Origin of the sequence: Nocardia jejuensis NBRC 103114, assembly GCF_001613145.1 — a bacterium.
Lineage (GTDB): Bacteria > Actinomycetota > Actinomycetes > Mycobacteriales > Mycobacteriaceae > Nocardia > Nocardia jejuensis.
In genome coordinates this window covers 285,000-299,452 of record NZ_BDBU01000024.1, presented here as the reverse complement: position 1 = coordinate 299,452, position 14,453 = coordinate 285,000, and the positions used below count along the sequence as shown (strand labels likewise).

Genomic DNA, 14,453 nt, shown 5'->3' with positions numbered 1-14,453 from the left:
GCGCAAGGGCGGGGTGCGCGCGCTGCGCCGGCGCGGCTGGTCGGGCGCGCATCCGGACGATCGCGATCCTCAGACCTTCGCCTCGCTGACCATGAAGCTGGCCAAGGGACGAGGCTGGTCCGGCAAGGTCGCCGAGGGCACGGTGTTCGGTCGCTGGGAAGCGGTGGTGGGGGAGGACATCGCCTCGCACGCCAAACCGGTGTCGCTGGACAACGGGGTGCTCAGCATCGCGGCCGAGTCCACGGCCTGGGCCACGCAGCTGCGCATGTTCCAGTCGCAGATCCTGGCGAAGATCGCGGCGGCGGTCGGCAACAACGTCGTCACCTCCCTGCGCATCAACGGACCGACCGCGCCGAGTTGGCGTAAGGGCGATCGGCACATCAAGGGCCGCGGCCCGCGCGACACCTACGGGTAGGCCCGCCCGATTCCGTGCGTGAGCCCACCGCGGGAGAGTGGCAACGACACGTTTCACGTGGAACGGCGATGATCGCGGCGCACCTCGTCGCTACCGTCCGTGCGCCCCGAATTCCGCTTTTCGAGGCCCTCTCAGGATCGCCCGCTGAGACTCTCGCACCCCCCGTCACCCATGACCGGACATATCGTCGGTCGATTTCACGCACCTACGACGCACTCAGGGGTGTCATAGGTGCGTTCTGTGTCGGTCGTACCAGTAGGATGGGGGAGTAACTAGCGGCGATACCTCCCGGCGCGTTCCGCAGCGCCCGCGCGTGGGCCCCCGTAATTCTCGAGCAGACATTGCCCGGAGGGTTCCACGTGTGCCGGATGCACTGTGCCGGGAGGATCAGCAAGTAAGGAGAGCTACCGACCAGTGGCTGCCATGGACTCCAACGCAGACGGCTCGAACAAGCCCAAGTCAAGCAATTACGGCGCCAGCTCCATCACCGTCCTCGAGGGGCTCGAGGCCGTTCGTAAACGGCCCGGCATGTACATCGGCTCCACCGGTGAGCGCGGCTTGCATCACCTCATCTGGGAGGTTGTCGACAACTCGGTCGACGAGGCGATGGCCGGATACGCCACGCGGGTCGATGTGACCCTGCTGGCCGACGGCGGTGTCGAGGTCGTCGACGACGGTCGTGGCATCCCGGTCGCCATGCACGCGCAGGGTGTGCCCACCATCGAGGTGGTCATGACCCAGCTGCACGCGGGCGGCAAGTTCGACTCCGACTCCTACGCCGTCTCCGGTGGTCTGCACGGCGTCGGCATCTCCGTGGTGAACGCGCTGTCCACTCGCCTCGAGGCGGATGTGGACGTCGACGGCTACCACTGGACGCAGGAATACAAGGATTCCAAGCCCGGCAAGCTGGTGCAGGGTGACGCGACCAAGCGCACCGGTACCACCATCCGGTTCTGGGCTGATCCGAACATCTTCGAGACCACCACGTACAACTTCGAGACGGTGGCTCGCCGCCTGCAGGAGATGGCGTTCCTGAACAAGGGACTCACCATCACCCTGACCGATGAGCGGGTGGCCGAGAACGACGTCACCGACGAGGTGGTGAGCGATACCGCCGAGGCGCCCAAGCACGCCGACGAGAACGCGCCGGCGCCCACCCCGAAGGTCAAGAACCGCACGTACCACTACCCGGGCGGGCTCGAGGACTACGTCAAGCACATCAACCGCACCAAGACGCCGATCCACAACTCGATCGTGTCGTTCAGCGGTAAGGGCACCGGGCACGAGCTCGAGGTCGCGATGCAGTGGAACTCGGGCTACTCCGAGTCCGTGCACACCTTCGCCAACACCATCAACACGCACGAGGGCGGCACCCACGAGGAGGGCTTCCGCGCGGCGCTCACCACGGTGGTGAACAAGTACGCGAAGGACAAGAAGCTCCTCAAGGAGAAGGACGGCAACCTCACCGGTGACGACATCCGTGAGGGCCTGGCCGCGATCGTCAGTGTGAAGGTGTCCGAGCCGCAGTTCGAGGGTCAGACCAAGACCAAGCTCGGCAACACCGATGTGAAGGGTTTCGTGCAGCGCGCCTGCAACGAGCATCTGACGCACTGGTTCGAGGCGAACCCGGCCGACGCGAAGACCATCATGCAGAAGGCGGTCTCCTCGGCGCAGGCCCGGATGGCCGCGCGCAAGGCGCGAGAGCTGGTGCGCCGCAAGTCCGCCACCGATCTGGGTGGCCTGCCGGGCAAGCTGGCGGACTGCCGCTCCAAGGATCCGAAGCTGTCCGAGATCTACATCGTGGAGGGCGACTCCGCCGGTGGTTCGGCCAAGTCCGGCCGCGACTCGATGTACCAGGCGATCCTGCCGCTGCGCGGAAAGATCATCAACGTCGAGAAGGCGCGCATCGACCGCGTGCTGAAGAACAACGAGGTGCAGTCGATCATCACCGCCTTCGGCACCGGCATCCACGACGAGTTCGATATCGCCAAGCTGCGCTATCACAAGATCGTGCTGATGGCCGACGCCGACGTGGACGGTCAGCACATCTCGACGCTGCTGCTCACCCTGCTGTTCCGCTTCATGCGCCCGCTGGTCGAGCACGGTCACGTGTATCTCGCGCAGCCGCCGCTGTACAAGCTCAAGTGGCAGCGCACCGAGCCCGAGTTCGCGTACTCGGACCGTGAGCGCGACGGTCTGCTGGAGGCCGGTCTGGCCGCCGGCAAGAAGATCAACAAGGACGACGGCATCCAGCGCTACAAGGGTCTCGGTGAGATGAACCCGAAGGAGCTGTGGGAGACCACGATGGATCCGAGCGTGCGGGTGCTGCGCCTGGTCACGCTCGACGATGCCGCCGCGGCCGACGAGCTCTTCTCCGTCCTCATGGGTGAGGACGTCGAAGCGCGCCGCAGCTTCATCACCCGCAATGCCAAGGACGTGCGGTTCCTCGACGTGTAAATCGCGACGGCGGAAGCCTTTCCGGGCTTTCGCCGCGCGCCGCGAGGACCACCCACCACTTCTTACGGAGACCAATTCATGACTGAGACTTCGCTTCCGCCGTCGGGTGGCGACCGCATCGAGCCGGTCGACATCCAGCAGGAGATGCAGAACTCCTACATCGACTACGCCATGAGCGTCATCGTCGGGCGCGCGCTGCCCGAGGTGCGCGACGGCATGAAGCCGGTGCACCGCCGGATCCTGTACGCGATGTACGACAACGGGTACCGCCCGGATCGCAGCTACGTGAAGTCCGCGCGCCCGGTCGCCGACACCATGGGTAACTACCACCCGCACGGCGACACCGCGATCTACGACACCCTGGTGCGCATGGCGCAGCCGTGGGCGCTGCGCTATCCGCTGGTCGACGGCCAGGGCAACTTCGGTTCGCGCGGCAACGACGGCGCGGCCGCCATGCGCTACACCGAGTGCCGTCTCACGCCGCTGGCGATGGAGATGCTGCGCGAGATCGACCACGAGACGGTCGATTTCATCCCGAACTACGACGGCAAGACGCTCGAACCGGTCGTGCTGCCGAGCCGGGTGCCCGCGCTGTTGATGAACGGCTCCAACGGCATCGCCGTCGGTATGGCCACGAACATCCCGCCGCACAACCTGACCGAGCTGGCCGAGGCCATCTACTGGGCCCTGGACAATTTCGAGGCCGACGAGGAATCCACCCTCGCCGCCTGCATGGAGCGGGTGAAGGGTCCGGACTTCCCGACCTCGGGTCTGATCGTCGGCACCTCCGGCATCCACGACGCGTACACCACCGGTCGCGGTTCGGTCCGCATGCGCGGTGTGGTGGAGATCGAGGAGGACGCCCGCGGGCGCACCACGATCGTCATCACCGAGCTGCCGTACCAGGTCAACACCGACAACTTCATCAACGCGATCGCGGAGCAGGTGAAGGACGGCAAGATCGCGGGTGTCTCGGACATCCACGACGAGTCCTCGGACCGCGTCGGCATGCGCATCGTGATCACGGTCAAGCGTGACGCGATCGCGAAGGTGGTGCTGAACAACCTCTACAAGCACACCCAGCTGCAGACCAGTTTCGGCTGCAACATGCTCTCGATCGTCGACGGGGTGCCGCGCACGCTGCGCCTGGATCAGATGATCCGCTACTACGTCACGCACCAGTTGGAAGTCATCGTCCGGCGCACCAAGTACCTGTTGCGCAAGGCCGAGGAGCGCGCCCACATCCTGCGCGGTCTGGTGAAGGCGCTGGACAAGCTGGACGAGGTGATCGCGCTGATCCGTCGTTCGGCCGACACCGAGACCGCCCGCACCGGGTTGATGCAGCTGCTGGGGATCGACGAGATCCAGGCGACCGCCATCCTCGATATGCAGCTGCGCCGCCTCTCGGCGCTGGAGCGGCAGAAGATCCTCGACGAGTTGGCGAAGATCGAGGTCGAGATCGCCGATCTGCAGGACATTCTCGCCCGCCCCGAGCGCCAGCGCGCGATCGTGCGTGACGAATTGCAGGAGATCGTCGACAAGTACGGCGACGACCGGCGTACCAAGATCATCGCAGCCGACGGCGACGTGCAGGACGAGGATCTGATCGCCCGCGAGGACGTGGTCGTGACGATCACCGAGACCGGCTACGCCAAGCGCACCAAGACCGATCTCTACCGCTCGCAGAAGCGCGGCGGCAAGGGCGTGCAGGGCGCGGGTCTCAAGCAGGACGACATCGTCCGGCACTTCTTCGTCACCTCCACGCACGACTGGCTGCTGTTCTTCACCAACAAGGGCCGGGTGTACCGGGCCAAGGCGTACGAGCTGCCCGAGGCCATGCGCACCGCGCGCGGTCAGCACGTGGCGAACCTGCTGGCCTTCCAGCCGGACGAGAAGATCGCCCAGGTCATCCAGATCAGGACCTACGAGGACGCCCCGTACCTGGTGCTGGCGACCCGCAACGGTCTGGTCAAGAAGTCCAAGCTGACCGATTTCGACTCCAACCGCACCGGTGGCATCGTCGCCGTGAACCTGCGCGAAGAGGACGAATTGGTCGGCGCGGCACTGTGTTCCAAGGAAGACGACCTGCTGCTGGTCTCGGCGCACGGTCAGTCGATCCGCTTCTCGGCCAACGACGAGGTGCTGCGCCCGATGGGCCGCGCCACCTCCGGCGTGCAGGGCATGCGGTTCAACACCACCGATGAACTGTTGTCGCTCAACGTGGTTGGGCAGGGCGAGGAGGGGTACCTTCTGGTCGCGACCGCCGGTGGCTACTCCAAGCGCACGGCTCTCGAGGAGTACACGGCGCAGGGTCGAGGCGGCAAGGGTGTACTGACCATCCAGTACGACCCGAAACGTGGCAGTCTGGTCGGTGCGCTCATCGTCAACGACGACGACGAGCTCTACGCCATTACCTCGGGCGGCGGCGTAATTCGCACCGTGTCCAACCAGGTTCGCAAAGCTGGACGCCAAACCAAGGGCGTGCGATTGATGAACCTGGGTGAAGGCGATACGTTGCTCGCGATCGCGCGTAACGCGGATGAGCCCGACCAGGTTGCCGAAGATGACACCAGCGGTTCGGCGAAGCAGTAGTTTCTCCACCAGCAGCGGCGGCACAAGGAATCGAAGGATTCACCATTGACCACGAATCAGCCGAATGACCAGCGCGGTCACGCTAATGGCGTGACCGAGAGAATCGCCCCGTCTCCGATTCCGCCGCGTCCGATTCCCCGTCCGGGGTCCGGGCACGACGGTGGTGTGCCGCAATCGCACGAGTCGGAACAGTCCGGTGATTTCGCACCGGACGGCTCGCCGCGACAGGGCGAGTCGCCGGAGGTCACCGCTTCCGAGGGGCAGCACGACCAAGGCGGTGCCTCGCAGTATCAGGAGGGAGGGTGGTCCCAGCTGCCGCAGCGGGAACCCCAGTCCAACCTGTACCGGCCGGGCCAGGCGCCCACCACCGGTCGCCCCAGTGGCGGCGGCGGTGGCGGCCTCGGTGGTGGCGGGTTGAACGCGGGCGTCTCCAATGCCCGCACCACCACCGACCTGGCGGCCAAGGCGGCGCGCAAGGAAGCCGCCATGGTGAAGTCCGTCGGTATCGACGGACCGACCCGCAGCATTTCGCGTCCGGAACTGGTGAAGGATCTGCCGGATCTGTCGGAGATCCGGCACCCGCTGCCGCCGCCGGAGCCGATTCCGCCGACCGGTCCGGTCTCGCCGTCCGCGCCCGCCGCGGTGGCTCAGGCCGCGGCCAGCGGTGAACCGCTGCGCGCGACAGTCCAACTGCGGCATATCGATCCGTGGTCCACGCTGAAGGTGTCGCTGGTGATCAGCGTCGCCATGTTCTTCGTGTGGATGCTCGCGGTCGGCCTGCTGTACCTCGTGCTCGAGGGCATGGGCGTGTGGGAGCGACTGAACTCCACCTTCACCGACATGGTGTCGGAGGGCTCCTCCGCGGGGCTCATCGACGCCGGCAGCGTGTTCGGCTACGCGGGCGTCATCGGCCTGATCAACGTGGTCCTGCTGACCGCGCTGTCGACCGTCGGCGTCTTCGTCTACAACCAGTGCACGGATCTGGTCGGCGGCATTCAGGTGACGCTCTCCGATCCCGACTAGAGCACCCCGTGAGACGGCCGGTCCGGACTGCCCAGCAGCCCGCTGACCGGCCGTTTTGCTTATCTCAGCCGACGTACGGTAATCTTCTGCCTCGGCCGGAGTTACACACTCCGAGCCGGTTTCGGGCCTATAGCTCAGGCGGTTAGAGCGCTTCGCTGATAACGAAGAGGTCGGAGGTTCAAGTCCTCCTAGGCCCACTCCCGAAAATTCACAGTAGGGTGGGATTCATGAAATTTCTCCTCACGATCGGCCTCGTCGCCGCGGTGATCTTCGGAATCAGCAAGCTGCGCCAGCGCGGCGAAGCGGACCTGTGGCACGAGGTCACCACCCGCTGAACGACTTTCGGGGGATGTCATGTTTCCCGGCTCGGGGCCTTAGCTCAATTGGCAGAGCACTGCCTTTGCAAGGCAGGGGTTAGGGGTTCGATTCCCCTAGGCTCCACAACAACACACGATGTGTGCGAAACCGCCCCCAGGGGCGGTTTTTTCGTTTTCCGCACCGTGGCTTGTGACACGAGACATCGAGTCTGGTTCCGGTCGGATCTGGCCGTAAAGTCGTGGTATGGCGTCCCCTGAGATCTCCGAACTGGTGCAGTCCGTGGTGGAGCCGTACCTGCTGGACGGGCCGCGCAAGTACAACCGCCGGGAAGTCTCGCAGTTGACCGAGGTGCCCTCGGCGCTGACCCGGAGGCTGTGGGTGTCGCTGGGTTTTCCGGCGGACCCGGACGACGACGCGGTGGAGTACACCGACGCGGATATCGCGGCCGCCAAGACCTTCGCGCGGTTGAACGTGCTCGCCTCCGCGGATATGCACACGCAGTCGACGGCCGCCCGCACGCTCGGGCGGTCCATGGCGCGGTTGGCCGAGTGGCAGGTGGATCTGGTCACCGAGGAGATCCTGGCGCGGATCGCCGACATCACCACCGCGGATCCCGCGGCCGATCCGGAGGCCGTGGCCCGCGCGGCCACCGAGGAGGTGGTCGCCGAGCTCGAGGCGCTCATGTCGTACGCGTGGCGGCGGCACCTGAACGCCGCGCTGGCGCGATCGCTGTCCGAGGGCGCGGTCGCGGGGGACACCATGCGGATGATGGCGATCGGGTTCGCGGACATGGTCGGTTACACGCGCCTGACCCGCCACCTCGAGGTCGAGGAATTGTCCTCGCTGCTGGAGGCGTTCGAGACGGCCACCAGCAACGCCATCGTCGCCAACGGCGGCTGGGTGATCAAGAACGTGGGCGACGAGGTCATGTTCGCGGCGCACACCGCGAAGGAGGGGGCGCGGATCGCGCTCGCCGTGCAGGAGGCCGCGACCGCGTCGCACGGTGTCACCCAGGAACTGCGGGTGGGCCTGGCCTACGGGGAGGTGCTGCAGCGGTTCGGCGACCTGTACGGGTCGGTGGTGAACGTGGCTGCTCGGCTCACCGGTGTGGCGCGCCCGGACACCGTGCTGATCGACGACGGTGCGGCGCAGGCTCTCGCCGGGGATCCGGAATTCTCGCTGCGGAATCTGGCGACGGTGCGGGTGCGCGGTATCAACCGGCTGCACGGACATGTGCTGCGCCGCAATGTGATCGGCTCGTCCTCGTCGCGATCGTGAGTCGTACTCGGGGCCGGGTGGATCCACCTCCGCTGCCCGAGGCGAGCAGGCGCGTCGTGTGATGGGTTGCCGGTTCGGCGCGAAATCGGTTGCCGCGTAAGCGATCGTGCTCCGGACATGGGGGCGGGCCTCGGCGAAGGGGGGGAGTTAGCCGAGGCCCGCGTAGGTCGGCCCGGGGGGGAGGGGCCGACTGAAAACGATCCTACGCGACGAAGCACATTCGTGTGGGTATCGGGGCATCGCGTTCGAAGAATTTTTGCGGAAAAAGTGTCGTACCCGGATGCGAACATGTGTTCGTGCGCATGGTGCTGACGTCGGACAACGCCGGGGGGACAACAACCCGGCAACCCTCCGGCACTTCACAAATCGGATGACTCGGACCGGTTCTCGAGCAATACTGGCCCATTATGTCCGGTCTTGTTCAGCAGCATCCGTGCAGTTCAGAGCCACTGCACCCGCGAACCCACGAGACATCAGGAGAATCATGCCCGACGCAATAATCGCGGAGGGTCTGGTCAAGAAGTACGGCCGCCTGGTCGCACTGGACGGACTCGACTTATCCGTGCCCGAAGGCACGGTCACCGCCTTGCTCGGCCCCAATGGTGCGGGCAAGACCACAACCGTGCGCGTGTTCACCACGCTGCTCATCCCCGACGAGGGCCGCGCCACCGTCGCCGGCGTGGACGTACTGAAGGATCCGCAGCTGCTGCGCTCGCGCATCGGCACCTCGGGTCAGTACGCGGCCGTGGACGAATACCTCACCGGTTTCGAGAATCTCGAGATGGTGGGCCGCCTGTATCACATGGGGACACAGCGCAGTAAGGACCGCGCGCGGGAACTGCTCGACCGCTTCCGCCTCGCCGACGCCGCCGATCGCCCGGTCAAGGGATACTCCGGCGGCATGCGCCGCCGGCTCGACCTGGCGGGCGCGCTGGTGGCCAATCCGCCGGTGCTGTTCCTGGACGAACCGACCACCGGTCTGGATCCCCGTGCGCGCCAAGACCTCTGGGACGTAATCGAGGAACTGGTTGCCGGCGGCACCACCCTGCTGCTCACCACCCAGTACATGGAGGAGGCCGACAGGCTGGCCGATTCCATCGCCGTCATCGACCACGGCAAGGTCATCGCCGAGGGCACCGCAGACGAGTTGAAGGCCATGATCGGCGGTGACCGGATCGAACTGATCGTGGACCATGTCGACAGCCTCGCCGTCGCGCAGCAGGCCCTGGAAGGCTTGGCGCAGGGCGAGATTCGGCTCGAACCGGGTCTGCGCCGCATCATCGTGCCGGTGGCGGACGGCTCCCAGGCGCTGGTGGACGCGATCGGGCAACTCACCAAACATGAAGTGCGCATTCAGGATGTCGGTCTACGGCGGCCCTCGCTGGACGACGTGTTCCTGTCCCTCACCGGTCACGAGGCCGACGAATTGATCAACGGCGCGCGTGGCGCGCAGGAGACGACCGGAGGTACGGACCGATGAGCTCCACTCTCGCCACCATCGAACGTCCTTCGCTCGCACAGCGTTTGGCGATGGTCGTCACCGACAGCGTCACCATCACCAAGCGCAATGTCATCAAGATCCGGCGCGTTCCGGACGTGCTGATCTTCTCGACCATCTCGCCGATCATGTTCGTGCTGCTGTTCGCCTACGTCTTCGGTTCGGCGATCCAGCTCGACGGCACGTCCTATCGCGAGTTCCTGATCGCGGGCATCTTCGCCCAAACCGTGGTGTTCGGAGCGACTTTCACCGGTTTGAGCCTGGCCGAGGACATGCAGAAGGGCATCATCGACAGGTTCCGGTCGCTGCCCATGGCGCCGTCCGCGGTCCTGATCGGCCGCACCCTGGCGGATGTCGTCATCAATGTGGTGAGCCTGGTCGTCATGTCGCTGACCGGTCTGGTGGTGGGCTGGCGGATCCGCGGCTCGTTCCTGGACGCGGTACTGGCCTACGTGCTGCTGCTGCTCTTCGCGTACGCGATCTCGTGGATCATGGCCGTGGTGGGCCTGCTGGTGCGCGCGCCGGAGGTCTACAACAACGCCAGCTTCATGGTGATCTTCCCGCTGACCTTCATCGCGAACACGTTCGTGCCCACGCAGAATCTGCCCACGGTGCTACGGGTGATCGCGGACTGGAGTCCGGTGTCCGCGGTGACTCAGGCGGCGCGCGATCTGTTCGGCAATGTCAGCCCGATGGGGCCGAGCACCGATGTGTGGCCGATGCGGCATCCGGTGGCGACGACGTTCCTGTGGATCGTGGTGATCCTGGCGATCTTCGTGCCACTGGCGCTGCGCCAGTACAAGAGGTCCGTCAGTCGCTAGTGCGCCGCTGACATGTCCGAGGACGGCGCGGAACCGTTGCGCGAATAACCCAGGCGCGGCGGTTCCGCGGCCGGAGCCGGCGGCTGGGGACGCCGGTTCACGAAGAACGCGACGGCACCGCCCGCGACCGCGAGCACTGCCGCCAGGATGATTCGACCTCGAAAACGCCCCAGCTCCATGCGATCCACAGTACCGCTGTTCCGCGGCGGGGTGGCATCCGTCGTTATTCGACGGTGACGCTCTTGGCGAGGTTGCGCGGCTTGTCCACGTCACGCCCCAGGGCGATGGCCGTGTGATAGGCCAGCAGCTGCAGCGGGATGGTCAGAATGATCGGGTCGAGCTCCGGACCCACCGACGGCACCCGGATGACGGCGTCCGCGACGGTGTCCGGGATATCGGCGTTGGTGACCACGATGACCGGGCCGCCCCGGGCCTTGATCTGCTCGATGGTGGTGAGGTTCTTGGCGACCAGTTCGTCGGCGGGGACCAGCACCACGCTCGGCATGTCCGGGTCGATCAGGGCCAGCGGGCCGTGCTTGAGTTCGGAGCCCTGGTACGCCTCGGCGTGGATGTAGGAGATCTCCTTGAGCTTCTGCGCGCCCTCGCGCGCCACCGGCCAGGCGCGCACGCGGCCGATGAAGAACATGCTGCGGGCCTTGGCATAGCGGGCCGCGACGTCGGCGATGGCGGCTTCGGCCTCGAGCACCGAATCGATCGCGTCCGGCAGCGCGCGCAGACCGGTCACCACCCGTTCACCGGCGGCGGCGGACAGGTCGCGGACCCGGCCGAGCAGCAGGGCCAGCATGGCGAAGGACACGGTCATATTGGTGAGCGCCTTGGTGGAGGCCACCGAGACCTCGGGACCGGCGTGCAGGAACACTCCCGCGCCGCACTCGCGGGCGATGGCGCTGCCGACCACGTTCACCGCGCCGATCACCCGGCCGCCCTTGCGCTGCAACTCCTGCACCGCCGCGAGAGTGTCGATGGTCTCGCCGGATTGGCTGATCGCGATGTACAGCGCGTCCGAATCGACCACCGGATTGCGGTAGCGGAACTCCGAGGCGGGTTCGGCGGTGGCCGGAATCCGGGCCAGCTCCTCGACCAGCTGGGCGCCGAGCTGGCCGGCGTAGTAGGCCGAACCGCAGCCGAGGAACACGACCTTGGTGATGCCGCGCAGTTCCCGCGCGTCCATGTTCAGTCCGCCCAGGATGGCGGTGGCGAAGCGCTCGTCGAGGCGGCCGCGCAGGGCGCGCCGCACGGCGTCGGGCTGTTCGGCCATTTCCTTGCGCATGAAGTCCGGATGCCCGCCGAGCGCGTAGTCCTCTGCGGCCATGGCGATGGTGGTGGGCGTCTTCTCGGTGCGCAGCGCCTCGAGTCCCAGTGTGCTGGTACGGAATTCGCCGGAGCGGACGGTGGCCAGCTCGCCGTCGTCCAGGAAGACCACGCGCTGGGTGTGGTGCACCAGGGCGGCGACGTCCGAGGCCACGAACATCTCGCCGTCACCGACGCCGAGCACGATCGGACTGCCGTTGCGCGCCACCACCAGTTCGTCGGGGCGGCGCGAATCGAGGACCAGCAGGCCGTAGGTGCCCTCGACCCGGTGCAGCGCGCCGCGCACGGCGTCCTCGAGCGATTCGGTGTCCGCGAGGTTTGCGGCGATCAGATGCGCGATGGCCTCGGTGTCGGTGTCGGAAACGAATTCGACTCCGGCAGCGGTCAATTCGGCGCGCAGTTCCTCGGCGTTCTCCACGATGCCGTTGTGCACCACGGCGATTCGGCCCGAGCCGTCGGTGTGCGGGTGCGCGTTGGCGTCACTGGGTTCGCCGTGCGTGGCCCAGCGGGTGTGCGCGATGCCCACGGTGCCGCGCAGCTTGCCGCCCTCGGCGTCGACCCGGTTGCGCAGGTCCTGGACGCGGCCCTGGGTCTTGGTGATGCGCAGCTTGCCCCGGTGCGGGACGGCCAGTCCGGCGGAGTCGTAGCCTCGGTACTCCAGCCGATGCAGTCCCTCGAGCAGGACCGGTACCGACTCGCGGTGCCCGATGTATCCGACGATTCCACACATTGCGCGCCGATCTCCTCGATCACTAGACGATGCCGCTTTCCTGGATGCGGTGCTGTTGTAGATGGTGTCGCTGTAGATGGTGCCGCTCATCCGTAGACGATGCGACGCATCTGCCGCTCGGTGAACACGGGCGCCGCGAACCGGCGCTGGGCCAGTTCCTGCGCGATGCGCTGCCAGATCTCGGCATTGCGCACCTGACGCCGCTGCAGTTCCGCGTGTCTGCGGCGCACGAACTGCTCGGCGTTCTCGTCGAAATACCCGACCACATCGGCGACGACCCGCGCCGCGACCGCGGGCGGCAGGCCCGTGGAGGCGGCGACATGGTGCACCAGATCGACCGGGACCCCGTCATTCACTCGTCCGAACCTGCCATGCCGGAGTCGGTAATGCCAACATTTGTGCCCGATTCCGGGCACGAATTCAGAGAATCACACTCCAGCGTTCACCGGAGACGCCCCGAGATCGACCGTGCGCCTCGCGACGCTCGCGGCGCCCGGCCGTCGCGGAGAACCCTTTGCCCGGCCATTAACATTGCGGACGTGACCTCACCGAATCAGACCGCGGTAGCGACGCTGCACACCAACCTCGGCGACATCAAGATCTCGCTGTTCGGCAACCACGCACCGGCAACGGTCCGCAACTTCGTGGGGCTGGCCGACGGCACCGCCCCGTACAAGACCAAGAACGCCTCCGGCGCCACCGAGGGCCCCTTCTACGACGGTGCGATCTTCCACCGCATCATCGAAGGCTTCATGATCCAGGGCGGCGACCCGACCGGCACCGGTCGCGGCGGCCCGGGCTACGAGTTCAAGGACGAGTTCCACCCGGACCTGCGCTTCGATCGCGGCTACCTGCTCGCGATGGCGAACGCCGGGCCCGGGACCAACGGCTCGCAGTTCTTCATCACCCTCGGCCCGACGCCGCACCTCAATCGCAAGCACACCATCTTCGGTGAGGTGCTCGATCCCGATTCCCGCAAGGTGGTCGACGCCCTCGGCGCCGTGTCCACCGACCGCAGCGACCGCCCGAAGGACGATGTCGTGATCTCCTCGATCACGCTCTCCTGATTTCGGCACCCTCCCGAATCCGGCTCCGACCGAAGAGAATTCGCCATGCAGCCACAACCGCCCGCACCGACCTGCTTTCGGCATCCGAACCGGCCCACCGGTCTCGGGTGCACCCGGTGCGGGCGGCCGGCCTGCGCGGAGTGCCTCACTCCGGCGGCTGTCGGCCAGCACTGTGTCGACTGTGTCCAGCAGGGACGCCAGGATGTTCGCCCGGTGCGCAATGCGGCCGGAACCACGGTGTCGCAGGTGTCGCAGCCGTATGTCACGTACGCGCTGATCGCGATCAACGTGATCGTGTTCGCGATCACCGCGTATCAGGCACAGAGCGTGTCCGACAATCGGCGTTCGGCGCTCTTCCGCGACTGGACGCTGGTGCCCGCCCTCGTCGGTGACGGCGATTGGGTGCGGGTGATCGGCTCGGGCTTCCTGCACATCGGGCCGATACACCTGCTGGTGAACATGTTCGCGCTGTACATGCTCGGCCCGTACTGTGAGATCGCGCTGGGCCGGGCCCGGTTCGTGGCCGTCTACGCGGCCTCGCTGCTCGGCGGTTCGGCCGCGGTGACGGTGCTGTCCGATCCGCTGACCGGCACTGCGGGTGCGTCGGGCGCGATCTACGGGCTCTTCGGCGCGGTGGCGGTGATCATGCTGCGGACCCGGCAGAACCTCACGCAGATCATGGTCGTGCTGGCGATCAACCTGATCCTGAGTTTCTCGCTGCGCAGCAGTATCTCGATCTGGGGTCACCTCGGTGGCCTGCTGGCCGGAACCCTCGCCGCCGTCGGCATCCTGTACCTGCCGCGCTGGCTGGGTGCGAAGACGCCGAAGACCGCGATGACGATCGGATGGGTGTCCGTGGCGGTGGTGGCCGTGGCCGCGGTGCTGGTCACGGTGCTGGGCGCACCGACGCTCGGCTACTGAG

13 protein-coding genes and 2 tRNA genes are annotated in these 14,453 nt (G+C 66.5%); 12 read left to right on the top strand and 3 right to left on the bottom strand.

Annotated features, from left to right (window positions below; genetic code table 11):
• From NJ1_RS20415 to NJ1_RS20375, 10 genes are all read left to right on the top strand, one after another.
• Positions 1 to 415 (top strand): DciA family protein (locus NJ1_RS20415; protein WP_157574103.1); only part of this gene is annotated, 415 nt, incomplete at its 5' end.
• Positions 416 to 838: 423 nt separating this feature from the next.
• The gene (gyrB, locus tag NJ1_RS20410) at positions 839 to 2,872 is read left to right on the top strand and encodes a DNA topoisomerase (ATP-hydrolyzing) subunit B (RefSeq protein ID WP_084478543.1); all 2,034 of its coding nucleotides are present in this window, start codon (positions 839 to 841) and stop codon (positions 2,870 to 2,872) included.
• A gap of 78 nt (positions 2,873 to 2,950) precedes the next feature.
• The gene (gyrA, locus tag NJ1_RS20405) at positions 2,951 to 5,464 is read left to right on the top strand and encodes a DNA gyrase subunit A (protein ID WP_067696700.1); all 2,514 of its coding nucleotides are present in this window, start codon (positions 2,951 to 2,953) and stop codon (positions 5,462 to 5,464) included.
• A 90-nt stretch (positions 5,465 to 5,554) separates the two neighbouring features.
• Positions 5,555 to 6,487, top strand: coding sequence for a DUF3566 domain-containing protein (locus NJ1_RS20400; protein ID WP_245717484.1), 933 nt, complete (start codon positions 5,555 to 5,557; stop codon positions 6,485 to 6,487).
• Between the two features lie 123 nt (positions 6,488 to 6,610).
• Positions 6,611 to 6,684, top strand: a tRNA-Ile gene (locus tag NJ1_RS20395).
• Between the two features lie 30 nt (positions 6,685 to 6,714).
• A complete protein-coding gene (locus NJ1_RS40220) occupies positions 6,715 to 6,822 on the top strand; it encodes a DLW-39 family protein (protein WP_218025229.1) in 108 nt (35 codons plus the stop codon).
• A 33-nt stretch (positions 6,823 to 6,855) separates the two neighbouring features.
• Positions 6,856 to 6,928: transfer RNA gene (locus tag NJ1_RS20390), tRNA-Ala, on the top strand.
• 120 nt (positions 6,929 to 7,048) lie between these two features.
• Entirely contained in the window at positions 7,049 to 8,083 is a 1,035-nt protein-coding gene (locus tag NJ1_RS20385) for an adenylate/guanylate cyclase domain-containing protein (RefSeq protein WP_067696694.1), read from the top strand.
• 484 nt (positions 8,084 to 8,567) lie between these two features.
• Positions 8,568 to 9,563 carry an ATP-binding cassette domain-containing protein gene (locus NJ1_RS20380; protein WP_067696691.1) on the top strand — a complete coding sequence of 332 codons (996 nt, stop codon included), beginning with the start codon at positions 8,568 to 8,570 and terminating at the stop codon, positions 9,561 to 9,563.
• Complete coding sequence (locus NJ1_RS20375) at positions 9,560 to 10,402, top strand: ABC transporter permease (RefSeq protein ID WP_084478542.1); 843 nt, start codon at positions 9,560 to 9,562, stop codon at positions 10,400 to 10,402. The genes NJ1_RS20380 and NJ1_RS20375 overlap by 4 nt, the downstream gene beginning before the upstream one ends.
• On the opposite strand, the gene NJ1_RS20370 is transcribed toward NJ1_RS20375, so the two are convergent.
• The 3 genes from NJ1_RS20370 to NJ1_RS20360 form a co-directional block, all read right to left on the bottom strand.
• Positions 10,399 to 10,581, bottom strand: coding sequence for a hypothetical protein (locus NJ1_RS20370; RefSeq protein ID WP_067696845.1), 183 nt, complete (start codon positions 10,579 to 10,581; stop codon positions 10,399 to 10,401). The two genes, NJ1_RS20375 and NJ1_RS20370, sit on opposite strands and share 4 nt — an antisense overlap.
• Before the next feature lie 44 nt (positions 10,582 to 10,625).
• Entirely contained in the window at positions 10,626 to 12,464 is a 1,839-nt protein-coding gene (glmS, locus tag NJ1_RS20365) for a glutamine--fructose-6-phosphate transaminase (isomerizing) (protein ID WP_067696688.1), read from the bottom strand.
• A gap of 86 nt (positions 12,465 to 12,550) precedes the next feature.
• The gene (locus NJ1_RS20360) at positions 12,551 to 12,820 is read right to left on the bottom strand and encodes a hypothetical protein (RefSeq protein ID WP_067696685.1); all 270 of its coding nucleotides are present in this window, start codon (positions 12,818 to 12,820) and stop codon (positions 12,551 to 12,553) included.
• A 183-nt stretch (positions 12,821 to 13,003) separates the two neighbouring features.
• On the opposite strand from NJ1_RS20360, the gene NJ1_RS20355 reads away from it, so the two are divergent.
• Complete coding sequence (locus tag NJ1_RS20355) at positions 13,004 to 13,531, top strand: peptidylprolyl isomerase (protein ID WP_067696683.1); 528 nt, start codon at positions 13,004 to 13,006, stop codon at positions 13,529 to 13,531.
• A 213-nt stretch (positions 13,532 to 13,744) separates the two neighbouring features.
• Positions 13,745 to 14,452 (top strand): rhomboid family intramembrane serine protease, encoded by a 708-nt coding sequence (locus NJ1_RS20350; protein WP_339381006.1) that lies wholly within the window; start codon positions 13,745 to 13,747, stop codon positions 14,450 to 14,452.
• Position 14,453 lies beyond the last annotated feature (1 nt).